At 74.8% G+C, this 9775-nt stretch carries 8 protein-coding genes and 1 pseudogene; 4 read left to right on the top strand and 5 right to left on the bottom strand.

What is annotated here, in order from left to right; all coding sequences use genetic code 11:
• Positions 1 to 141: 141 nt before the first annotated feature.
• The 3 genes from ABTY61_RS36565 to ABTY61_RS36555 form a co-directional block, all read right to left on the bottom strand.
• Entirely contained in the window at positions 142 to 4143 is a 4002-nt protein-coding gene (locus ABTY61_RS36565) for a Pls/PosA family non-ribosomal peptide synthetase (protein ID WP_350509498.1), read from the bottom strand.
• A gap of 583 nt (positions 4144 to 4726) precedes the next feature.
• Entirely contained in the window at positions 4727 to 5407 is a 681-nt protein-coding gene (locus ABTY61_RS36560; RefSeq protein WP_350509497.1) for a hypothetical protein, read from the bottom strand.
• Between the two features lie 105 nt (positions 5408 to 5512).
• Positions 5513 to 5956: a nuclear transport factor 2 family protein gene (locus ABTY61_RS36555; protein WP_350509496.1), complete on the bottom strand. Its 444-nt coding sequence runs from the start codon at positions 5954 to 5956 to the stop codon at positions 5513 to 5515.
• 106 nt (positions 5957 to 6062) lie between these two features.
• Between ABTY61_RS36555 and ABTY61_RS36550 the strand changes: the two genes are divergently transcribed.
• Positions 6063 to 6653, top strand: coding sequence for a PadR family transcriptional regulator (locus tag ABTY61_RS36550; RefSeq protein WP_350509495.1), 591 nt, complete (start codon positions 6063 to 6065; stop codon positions 6651 to 6653).
• Here the strand turns inward: ABTY61_RS36550 and ABTY61_RS36545 are convergent.
• Positions 6650 to 7199: pseudogene (locus tag ABTY61_RS36545) on the bottom strand (GNAT family N-acetyltransferase). The gene ABTY61_RS36550 and the pseudogene ABTY61_RS36545 overlap by 4 nt on opposite strands.
• A 90-nt stretch (positions 7200 to 7289) precedes the next feature.
• Here ABTY61_RS36545 and ABTY61_RS36540 point away from each other — a divergent pair.
• On the top strand, positions 7290 to 7538 hold the full coding sequence (locus tag ABTY61_RS36540; protein WP_350509494.1) for a hypothetical protein: 249 nt from the start codon (positions 7290 to 7292) through the stop codon (positions 7536 to 7538).
• Positions 7539 to 7547: 9 nt separating this feature from the next.
• Here ABTY61_RS36540 and ABTY61_RS36535 read toward each other — a convergent pair whose 3' ends face one another.
• Positions 7548 to 7934 carry a DoxX family protein gene (locus tag ABTY61_RS36535; RefSeq protein ID WP_350509493.1) on the bottom strand — a complete coding sequence of 129 codons (387 nt, stop codon included), beginning with the start codon at positions 7932 to 7934 and terminating at the stop codon, positions 7548 to 7550.
• Positions 7935 to 8062: 128 nt separating this feature from the next.
• Here ABTY61_RS36535 and sigJ point away from each other — a divergent pair, with 128 nt between their 5' ends.
• The gene (sigJ, locus tag ABTY61_RS36530) at positions 8063 to 8998 is read left to right on the top strand and encodes an RNA polymerase sigma factor SigJ (protein WP_350509492.1); all 936 of its coding nucleotides are present in this window, start codon (positions 8063 to 8065) and stop codon (positions 8996 to 8998) included.
• A 333-nt stretch (positions 8999 to 9331) separates the two neighbouring features.
• Positions 9332 to 9775 (top strand): nuclear transport factor 2 family protein (locus tag ABTY61_RS42075; RefSeq protein WP_502895492.1); only part of this gene is annotated, 444 nt, incomplete at its 3' end.

Raw genomic sequence — 9775 nt, 5'->3', positions numbered from 1 at the left:
CCCGCCCCCGGCTGCCGCCCCCGGCCCTACAAATTGGCCTTGTACACGATCTATTTACTCCCAGCCCGGCAAACCCTGTCGGGGGGCCCCCCGGGGCCGCACCTGGGCCCCCCCGCTTCCGTCTCCCGCCGCAGGAGTGAGCTACATCACCGCGGCCCGGCGCCGGCCGCGGGCCGCGCGGCGCCCGGGCGGCGGGGTGGCGTCGGCGTTCCAGGCGGCGACCGGGTTGCCGAGCCAGCGGGTGGCGCCGGGGACGTTCTCGCCGCGCATCACCAGGGAGGCGGGGCCGACCGAGGCGTTCTCGCCGAGCGAGGAGTTGAGCAGCACGATCGAGTGCGGCCCGGTGGTGGAGCCGGCGCCCAGGTGGACCGGGCCCAGCCGCATCACGCGGTCGTGGAACAGGTGGGTCTGCAGCACGGTGCCGCGGTTGACGCTGGCGCCCGCCCCGACGGTGACCAGGTCGCTCTCGGGCAGCCAGTGGGTCTCGCACCACGCCCCGCGCCCGATCTTCGCGCCCAGGCTGCGCAGCCACAGGTTGAGGTAGGGGGTGCCGGTCATGGCGCCGCCGCCGAAGGGCATGGCGAGTTCCTCGACGAAGGTGTCGTAGAGCTCGTTGCGCCACACGAAGGAGGACCACAGCGGGTGCTCGGAGACCCGGAAGCGCCCGACCAGCAGCCACTTGGCCAGGGTGGTGACGGCGCAGGCGACGACGGCGGCGGCGGCCAGCACCGGGCCGGCCGCGCCCAGGGCGGTGCCCAGCCCGTAGTCGTCCCGGATCGCCTGGAGGGCGGCGAAGACCAGGTCGGCCAGGACCGCGGCGACGATGACGGGCAGCAGGCGGCAGACCTCGACGCCGGCCCGGGCCCACATCAGGCGCTTGGGCGGGTTGTAGGTGCGGTCCTCGCCGCCGGTGTCGGCGACCCGGGGCAGGGCGAAGGCGGGCCGGCCCAGCCAGGAGGAGCCCTCGGGGGCGTGGGCGGGGGTGTCGGAGAGCACGCCGACCAGGGAGTTGTCGGGCAGCGAGCGGCCGGGGCCGACGATGCCGGAGTTGCCGACGAAGGAGCGGCGCCCGACGTGGGCGCGGCCCAGGTGCAGCCAGCCGCCGCGCAGCTCGTAGGGGGCGACGAGGGTGTCGTCGGCGAGGAAGGCGCCGTCGTCGACCCGCATCAGGCCGGGCAGGGCGAGCACGGTGGAGGCCTCCACCCGGCGGCCGATCCTCGCGCCGAGCAGGCGCAGCCACACCGGGGTGAAGAGGCTGGCGTAGAAGGGGAAGAGGGTGCGCCGGGCGCCGTCGCTGAGGCGGGAGACCCCCCAGGCGCAGAACGCGACCCCGCCGGTGGCCGGGTGGAAGCCCGGGCGCAGCGGGAGCGAGAGCAGGCGGATCAGCAGGGCTATCAGCGCGGCGTGGCAGAAGACGGTCGTGACCGCCAGCGGCACGGTCAGCGGCAGCAGCTGGAGCAGGGCGGTGAGCAGGGTGCGGTCGCTGTCGACCATCGGGTAGACGACGAGCAGCGCGGGCAGCGCGGCGAGGACGGGGACGAGGCCGAAGAGGGCGAAGGCGGCGCCGTAGGCGAGGTTCCAGGCGCGCGAGCGCTTGGCGGGGCCGGCCGGCCAGGGGGTGCGGGCCTCGGTGGAGGGGCGGGCCGGGGAGCCGTGCCAGTGCTCGCCGGGCGGGACGGTGCCGGTGACGCAGGAGCCGGGGGCGATCTCGGCGCCGTGGCCGATGCGGGCGCCGGGCATCAGGGTGGCGCGGTGGCCGATGCTGGCGCCTTCGCCGATGTCGATGTGGCCGAGTTGGAGGGTGTCGCCGTCGAGCCACCAGCCGGCGATGTCGGCCTCGGGTTCGAGGCAGGCGCCGTTGCCGATCCGGGCCAGGCCGGTGACCGGGGGCGAGGTGTGCAGGTGGACGTCGCGGCCGACGCGGCAGCCGAGCATCCGGGCGTAGCGCGCGGCCCAGGGGGTGCCGGAGAGGCTTGCGGTGCCGAACATGGCGGTGTAGCGCTCGGCGGCCCACAGCCGCAGGTGGACGTGGCCGCCGCGGGGGTGGCTGCCGGGGCGGATGCCGGCGGTGATCAGGCGGGCGCCGGCGGCGGCGAGCAGGGTGCGGCCGGGGGCGGTGTAGAAGAGGAGCGCGCCGGCGGCCACGGGCCACCAGGAGCTGTGCGGGGCCCAGGGGATGCTGCCGCCCATGAGGTTGTCGACGGCGATCAGGACGATCACCCAGCGCAGGCCGGAGAGGCCGAACATGGCGAGCAGCATGAGGGTCTGCCACAGTGCGGCGCTGCGCGGGGTGGGGCGCACCGGCCGTACGGGCGTGGCGGTCGCGGCGGCTTCCGGCCCTGCCGCGGCCGCGGCCCCGGGGGCCGGGGCGAGGGAGTCGAGGTAGCCGGCGAGGTCGCCGAGCACCGGGTGGGCGTAGAGGTCGGCGACGGAGACGCCGCTGTGGCGGGTGCGCAGTTCGGAGACGAGGCGGGCGGCGGTGAGGCTGGAGCCGCCGAGGGCGAAGAAGTCGTCGGCGCGGCCGGGGGCCATGCCGAGCAGGCGCTCCCACTGGCCGGCGAGCCAGCCGGCGGTGCCCTCCAGGGTCTCGGCGGGGCCGTCGGGGCCGCCGGAGCCGCCGGTGGTGGCCAGCGGCCAGGGCAGGGCGTTGCGGTCGACCTTGCCGGAGGTCTTGGTGGGCAGGGAGTCGACGAGGGCGAGGACGGGCACCAGGGGTGCGGGCAGGCGCTCCAGCAGCTGCTGGCGGGCGGTGGCCAGGTCGGGGGTGGCGCCGGGGCGGGCGACCAGGTAGCCGACCAGCAGGTCGGCGCCGGCGGGGGTCTTGCGCACGGCGGCGGCCGCGGCGCGGATGCCGGGCAGGGCCTGGAGGGCGGCGTCGATCTCGCCGAGTTCGATGCGGCGGCCGCCGAGTTTGATCTGGTCGTCGGCGCGGCCGAGGAAGACCAGGCCCTCGGGGTCGTTGCGGACCAGGTCGCCGCTGCGGTAGACGCGGGGGGAGGCGATCGCGGGGTGGGGGCTGTACTTCTCGGCGTCCTTGGCGGGGTCGAGGTAGCGGGCGGTGCCGATGCCGCTGATCAGCAGTTCGCCGCTCTCGTACCAGGGGACGGGGTGGCCGTTCTGGTCGACGACGGCGATCTCCCAGCCGTCCAGGGGGGCGCCGATGCGCACCGGCTGGCCGGGGAGCATCCGGGCGGCGGTGGCGACGACGGTGGTCTCGGTGGGGCCGTAGGTGTTCCAGAACTCGCGGCCGGGCACGGCCAGGCGCTCGACGAGTTCGGCCGGGCAGGCCTCGCCGCCGACGATGATCAGGCGGACCTGGTCCAGGCACTCCTGGGGCCACAGGGCCAGCAGGGTGGGGACGGTGGAGATCGCGGTGATGCGGCGGCTGACGAGCCAGGGGCCGAGGTCGGTGCCGGCCTTGACCAGGGAGCGGGGGGCGGGGACGAGGCAGGCGCCGTGGCGCCAGGCCAGCCACATCTCCTCGCAGGAGGCGTCGAAGGCGACCGACAGGCCCGCGAGGACGCGGTCGCCGGGGCCCAGCGGCTGGGGGCGCAGGAAGATCCGGGCCTCGGCGTCGACGAAGGCGGCGGCGCTGCGGTGGGTGACGGCCACGCCCTTGGGGCGGCCGGTGGTGCCGGAGGTGAAGATGATCCAGGCGTCGTCGGCCGGGGTGGGCCAGGCCGGGCGGCCCGAGGGACGGGCGGAGGGGCCGGCGAAGAGGCTGCGCCCGGCGCCGATGACGGCGCAGACCTGGGCGTCCTGCCAGATCATCTCGGCGCGCTCGTCGGGGTCGTCGGCGTCCACCGGGACGTAGGCGGCGCCGCAGCGCAGCACGGCGAGGATGGCGACGTAGAGGTCGGCGGTGCCGGAGGGGATGCGCACACCGACCCGGTCGCCGGTGCCGATGCCGTGGCCGGCCAGGACGCCGGCGAGGGCGTCGACCTCCTGGAGGAGGGTTCGGTAGTCGAGGACGGCGTCGCCGGTGTCGAGCGCGGGGGCGTGCGGGTACGCGTCGGCCGTCGCGGCGATGACGTCCAGGAGGCTTCGGGGGTGGGCGGGCTGGGCCACCGGCCAGCCCGCCGCCTGCCCCGGGTGGGGGCGGTTCAGCGTGACCGGGCCGGCCGTGTCGTGGCGTGCGTCCATGGGGGTGGGTTCCTCGGCTCCGTATTCCTGATAGGGCGCGTGTCGCTTGCTACGTGCGGTGACCTGGTCGTCACCCGGTGGGACGCGCCCACTCACCATGACTCCGCTGGGAGTCGGCTGGATGCAGCGAAGGTGCGGTCAAAGGAAATTCTCATCATCGATGCCGTTTCCTCAGGCAGCGATGCGATTCGAATGTCATTTTGGGTGTTTTCGATTGTTTTCGCTGGTGAAGCGTAATCGGCGAAAACCGGAGGGGCGTGACGGCGGAGGGAAGAGTGATGAACACCATGGCGTCCGGAACGGTACCGGTAGTGAGGGTATGGCTACCGAATCGGGGGGTTTGGAGCGGATCATCGACCTGTCCACGTCAATCCCGTGTTTGTGTGGGAGTCTGCCGCCGCTCTTTTCCGTGCGGATGTTTCCGGTGAATTCGGTGTGCGCCGCGGCCCCGGGCCCCGGCCCCGACGGCCGGGAGGAGCTCGTCCGGGACGCGGCGCACGGGTCCGACCCGCACGCCGCCCGCTGCTCCGGCCACTCCGCCGGGGGTCGCCCGGACGGCGGAGCGCGCGGCCGCCCCGGTACGTCAGTGGATCGACTGCTTGCAGGGGTCGCCGTCGGACGGACACAACCTGATCTCGTCGCCCGACGACGGGAGCTCGTGGGGGTAGGAGTACTGGACCAGGGTCACCGACCTCCCGCCGCCGAGACCGACCACCCGCTGGTGCAGGGGCCCGTAGGTGTCGTCGTCGTCGTCGGCGTACTTCCTGACGACCGTCCCCACGTCACCGGGGAAGGCCGCGAGGAAGGAGATGCGCCTGGACCCGCCGATCCACAGGGGCACCTCCCTGGCCGCGAAGGTGTCGATCGGCTCCCCGTGGATCGACTTGCCCAGCCCTGAGGCGTCGCGGGTGAGCGTCCCGAAGCACACGTAGGAGTCGTCCTCCAGCCACGCCACGTCGGCCTGGCCCGGGGCGTCCTCGCCGTCGTCGAACACGATCATGTTCGCCAGCGCGGGAACGGGGCAAAGGGACGTGTCCTGGCGCAGCGCGGCCAGCTCGTCCACGATCCACTGCGCCGACGCCGGGGCCGGCCCGGGCAGCACCACCCGGTGCGCCCCCGCGGTCGGCTGCGCACCCGCCCCTCCTGCGCCGTCCTGCCCCGTGCAGGCCGCCGCCCCCAGCGCCAGCACCGCCACCACCACCGCACCCGCGCCCGCACCCGCACCCGCACCCGCGCGCCGCGCCGTACGACCCGTCAGCCCCATCACGCCACCCCCGTCGGCCGTCCCCCCTGGAACGTTCGCCCCCCATCGTGCCCGCCGGGACGGGCCGGCAGTGCAACAGGCGTGTACCGAAAGGGCGTTGCGGCCTCAGGCGGCCGGCGGGGCGGGGACCAGGCCGTCGGCGAGCAGGCCCTCGAAGACCGCCGCGCCGAGGGCCTGCACGGCGGACTGGGGGCGGACCATGACGGTGAACTCCTTGATCCGGCCCTGCTCGTCGAAGTGCAGCAGGTCGATGCCGTGGATCTGCCTGCCGCCCGCCACCGCCCGGAACAGCAGCACCGCGGAGGGCGCCTCGGTGCCGTCCGCGCCGCTCTGCGCGGCGCCCTCGTACTCCCCGACGTAGCGGAAGTCCTCGAAAGTGCGCAGCAGCACCCCGAAGAGGCCCAGCACCATGGGCTTGCCCTCGAAGGGGCTGAACTTGACGGGGCTGAAGAAGCGGATGTCGTCGGTGAACAGTTCGTCCAGCGCGGCGAGGTCGCGGGCGTGGACGGCGGCGCGGAAGCGGTCTGCGGTGGTGGCGGCGGCGGTCATGGCGGCACTCCCGGGATAGTCATGAATGTGACTAGTCAGTTTCATGAGTACTACCATGGGGGCGTATCCGGCAACACCCCCGGCACCAGGAGGGAGGGCCGATCCGGTGGCCCTGCGACACGCCGTGCTGGCCGCGCTGCTCGACGGGGAGACCAGCGGCTACGAGCTGGCCAAGGCCTTCGACCTCGGCGTGGCCAACTTCTGGTACGCCCAGCCGCAGCAGCTCTACGCCGAGCTGGCCCGCCTGGAGCGGGACGGGCTGGTCACCGGGCGCGAGGTGGTGCAGGAGAGCCGTCCGACCAAGCGGCTGTTCACCGTCACCGCGGCCGGCCTCGCCGAACTGGACGACTTCGCCGCCGCCTGCGCCAAACCCTCCTTCGTGCGCGACGACCTGATGGTCAAGGTCCGCGCCGCCGACCACCTCGACCCCGGGGTGCTCGCCGAACAGCTCGCCGAGCGCGCCGAGTTCGCCCAGGCGAAGATCGACCTGTTCGAGCGGATGCTGCACGGGATGCGCGGCGGGCGCGAGGAGGCGGACTTCCTGCGCGAGGGCGAGCGGATCGGCCCCTACCTGACCTGCCTGCGCGGCCTGGCCTTCGAACGGGGCAACCGGGACTGGTGCCGGGAGGCGATCGCCGTCCTGACGCGGCGCGGCGCGGCCCGTCCCGCCCGCCCCGCGCGGGCGGACCGGGGCTAGGACGTCGGCGGGGCGCCGGCCGCCGGGGGCCGCAGGCCGAGCCACTGCTCGGCGCCCCAGGCCTCGAAGCGCTCCACCTCGGTGAACCCCAGCTTCGCCGCGAGCCGCATCGAGCCGGTGTTGGCGCTCTGGGTGGTCAGCACCACCGGCTCGCCGGGGAAGGCTCCGGCGAGCCGGCCGAGTGCCGCCGTGCACGCCTCGGCGGCGTAGCCGGCCCCCCCACGCCCGGGGCAGGAACAGGTAGCCGAGGTCGAGCCTGCCCGCGGCGGCCGGGCGGCGCCGGCCCGTCCCCCTCCTGAGCAGGACCAGGCCGATCATCGCCCCGTCGAGTGCGGCGACGAAGGTCCCGGGCCGGCTCTCGGGCACCCCGGGCAGCTCGCGCTCGACCTCCTCGCGCGGGCGGGGCCCGCCGAGGTAGGTGTGCACCTCGGGCGAGGAGAACAGGTCGACGAACGCCGCGCGGTCGCGGGCCTCGGGCCCGCGCAGCACGAGGCGCCCGGTCCTGATCGGTGCGGGCGGCCAGGTCACGGACTCGAGGTCTTCCATCCGCGCACCCTGACAAGGGGGCCGGCGCCGTCCCGGTCCGCCGGGTGAAACCGGCTGTCCTCGCGGGCAGTCGGGGCTACCGTGCCGGGCATGGCCGACTACGACACCCACGCCGCGCGGGCCGAGGCGATGCTCGCTGACCTCGGCAACAGGTGGGGCGCCACCACCGAGATCCGGGTCCAGATGGCCCAGATCGAGGCGATCCTCGCGCTCGCCGCCGCCGTCGCGGGCCGCACCGCACCGCCGCCGCCGCGCACCGCTCCCCCGCAGGCCCCGCCGCCGCCCCCGGCGCAGGCGCCGTTCCCGCCACCGATCGACCGGCAGCGGCGGGGCCGTTGACGGCCCGTCTCAGCCGAGGAAGGACCCGGGGCCCAGGCGCCCCCAGGCCACGAACGCGGCCAGCAGGAGGTAGACCAGGTCCACCGCCACCAGCCGGTACTCCCCGCGCCGCGCGCGCACCGCCGCCGCCCCGGCCATCAGCAGCACCAGGCCGAGCGCGGCCAGCGGCACCAGCACCGGCGCGACGTGCAGCAGCGCGGGCAGCACCAGCCCGACCGCGGCCAGCACCTCCACCGCGCCGATCGCCCGCACCCCGGCCGCGCTGAAGTCCTCGACCCAGCGGCCGCTGCGCCCGACGGCGGCGATCCGCTCCTTCGGCACCAGCACCTTGAAGGCGCCGCCGAGCAGGTAGGCGGCGGCCAGCAGGGCGGTGACGGCCCACAGTGCGGGATCCATGGTGTTCTCCTCGGTACGTTGTCCGCTGCTGCCCTCTGGGACAGGGCGGCCGGGCGGCCTGTGACAGCCGCCCGCAGTGACGCGCGCCACCCCGCCGGGGCGGGCGCCGGGGAAGGGACGGGGTGGCCGTGGAACACCTGGCAGGCACGGCGGAGGCGGCCGGCTACCGGCCGCTGCTGTTCTCCATCGCCTACGGCATGACGGGCTCGGTCGGCGACGCCGAGGACCTCGTCCAGGACGCCTTCCTCAACCTGACCCGCGCCGAGCGGGCGGGCACCACCGTCACCAACCTCAAGGCGTACCTGACCACTTCGGTCACCCGCCTGGGCATCAACCACCTCGGATCGGCGCGGGTGCGGCGCGAGAGCTACGTCGGCGAGTGGCTGCCCGAACCGGTGGTCGCCTTCACCGAGCGCCCCGGCGACGCCCCCGCCGAGCACGCCGAACTGGCCGACTCGCTGTCGATGGCCTTCCTGCTGATGCTGGAGACCCTCTCCCCCGTGGAGCGGGCGGTGTTCCTGCTGCGCGAGGCCTTCGGCTACGGCTACCCGCAGGTCGCGGAGCTGACCGGCAAGTCGGAGGCGAACTGCCGTCAGATCCTCGCCCGGGCCCGCAAGCACCTGGCCTGCGGCGCGGCCGACCCGGCGCCCCGGGAGCGGCGGGCGCAGGGCGAGGAACTGGCCCGCCGCTTCTTCGAGGCGGCCGCCGGCGGGGACCTGACGGAGCTGCTCGGCCTGCTCGCCCCCGACGTGGTCCTCCACGGCGACGGCGGCGGCAAGGCGCAGGCGGTCGGCAAGTCGGTGACCGGCCCGCAGCGCGTCGCCCAGCTGCTCGCCTTCGGCTTCGGCCGCAACCGCGAGCTGGGCATCACCCTGCGGCCGGCCCTGGTCAACGGCCGCCCGGGCGCGGTCTCCTACGACGCCCGGGGGCGCGTGGCCGGCGTGCTGGAGCTGGACATCGCCGACGGCGCGATCCGGGCGCTGCACTCCGTGTCCAACCCCGACAAGCTCGGCCACCTGGGCGAGGTGTCCGACATCGGGCTGCGGCGGGTGCGGGAACGGTAGGCGCACGGATCCCGTTCGGGTGAACTGCCGCGCCCCGGCGTGGGGGTGGGGCCGGGCGGGGGTAGCCCGTCACCGGGAGTCGCAAGGCCCGTACCGGTGCGGGCCTTGCGACTCCCGCCGATCCCTCGGCACCGGCACCGGCACCGGCACCGGCACCGGCACCGGCACCGGCATCACGGACACGATCGTCGGGCAGGTGACCGAGTGTGCCGGAACGGCCCTGCCCCACAGTCCACTTGGCGACGGCGCCCCCGATCCGGTGGCAGGCCGGACGGTTGTGGGGAATGATCACGAGGGGCACGGCACGTCCGCGCCGGGCCGAAGGGGGCGCGCATGTCACTCACTCTGGAAGATCGCCTGGCCATCGGCGAACTGGTCTCGCTGCACGGCCACCTCGTCGACGACGGCGGCCTCGACCGGCTGGAGGAGTTGTTCACACCCGATGTCGTCTACGACCTCAGCGACTTCGGCCAAGGGCCGCTGTTCGGGGTGGAGGCCGTCCGGGCGGCGGCATGGGCGCTGGGCGGCGCCAACCGTTCCTCAACAGTGTCCAGGAGTGACATTTGCTGCCAGTTCCCGGAACTGCGCGCATCCCGAACGGTGTTGGATGCGCTGGGTTCCCGCGTTCGCTGTTCCCCGGTCCGGCTACGTGCATCGTGTGCGCGCTCCGTGACGGGTGGGCGGGTTCCCTCACGCCCTCGATCACCTGGTCCGGCCTGGGCGGTCCGATGCCCACGACGATCACTCCGGTCGTCGTGGGGCGGTGCCGTCCGTCGC

It is taken from the genome of Kitasatospora sp. NPDC096128 (assembly GCF_040303105.1).
Taxonomy (GTDB): domain Bacteria; phylum Actinomycetota; class Actinomycetes; order Streptomycetales; family Streptomycetaceae; genus Kitasatospora.
Note: the sequence above shows the minus strand (reverse complement) of the source record. Positions and strands in the feature narration are given on the sequence as shown.